Genomic DNA, 1,276 nt, shown 5'->3' with positions numbered 1-1,276 from the left:
GAAAAAGGGATTTGGTGAAAGTCTTGAAGAGGTTGACCAGGCACTTATCAAAGTCTTTCAAAACATGAGGGATGTTCCAAATGAAGAACTGCAAATGGCATCAGAGGACGTTTTAACGCTGGCTAAAGTCTATGATGTAGACTTGAATGAAGCTACTCGTGGTGCAGGACAGTTAATGTCTCAGTTTGGTTTATCTACGCAAGAAACATTTGATTTACTTGCCGCAGGTGCTCAAGAAGGCTTGAACTATTCTGATGAATTGTTTGACAACCTTTCAGAATACGCACCGCTCTTTAAACAAGCTGGTTTCAGTGCTGATGAGATGTTTAACATTTTAGCGAATGGGACTCGAGATGGATCGTAAGAAATTGCGCCGCATATTAGCGATAATATGTAGGAAACCCTGAATATGCTGGGAACTCCTAAAGCCTTATGTACCATGGCGTGACAATCATAAGGATGAAACAATGGACAATCAGCAGGGATAGCCGAAAGGAAGCCCTCAACGACTACCAAAGGGCAACTTATTGAGTTGATGGTATAGTCTACTCCCTTTTAAATACTGCGAAAGCAGGGGTATTAAGGATAATCTCGATTATATTAACGATCTTGTAAAGGAATTTGGAATACGTGTTCAAGATGGATCTAAAGGCGTTTCTGAAGGTTTTGGCAAATTGTCAAAAGAAACTCAAGGTGTTTGGGCAAGTTTCAATGAAGGAAAAGCAACGACAGCCGATGTGTTTAACGCGGTTCTTAATGATTTAAAAGGAATGGATGACCAAGTTGCAGCAAACCAAATTGGTGTTTCTTTATTCGGTACTAAATGGGAAGACATGGGTGCTAAAGCTGTTTTGCATCTAAATGAATTAAACGGTGGTTTAGGCGAAACCAAAGGTGCAATGGAAGAAATGAAGAAGTTGCAAGAAGAATCCCTTGGTCAGCAATTTCAAAAAGCGTTAAGAGAAACACAAGCTGCATTTGAACCGCTTGGAAAGCAACTCGCTGAGTTAGCACAAACTATTTTACCTCCATTAGTTGAAGGGATTAAATCAGTAATGGATTGGTTTTCAAAATTACCAGAGCCGGTTCAAAACTTCGTTTTTATTTTAACTGGATTGATTGCTGTGGTTGGTATTTTAGCACCTATTATTGCGGCTGTAGTTGTATCCTTTGGAGCTTTGGGAGTTGCAATATGGCCGCTATTAGGTATCATAGTTGGACTTTCCGCTGTGATAGCTGGTGTTATAGCAGTAATTCAAAATTGGGGTGCCATAAC

2 pseudogenes are annotated in these 1,276 nt (G+C 40.1%); both read left to right on the top strand.

Annotation, left to right across the window (positions count from 1 at the left end):
* A pseudogene (locus CN288_RS27885) lies at window positions 1–362 on the top strand (phage tail tape measure protein); the annotation flags it as partial.
* A 225-nt stretch (window positions 363–587) separates the two neighbouring features.
* Window positions 588–1,276: pseudogene (locus CN288_RS27880) on the top strand (phage tail tape measure protein); the annotation flags it as partial.

This window comes from Bacillus sp. AFS023182 (assembly GCF_002560575.1).
Lineage (GTDB): Bacteria > Bacillota > Bacilli > Bacillales > Bacillaceae_G > Bacillus_A > Bacillus_A arachidis.
The sequence above is the reverse complement of the archived record's forward strand: the minus strand, read 5'-3'. Positions and strand labels throughout refer to the sequence as shown.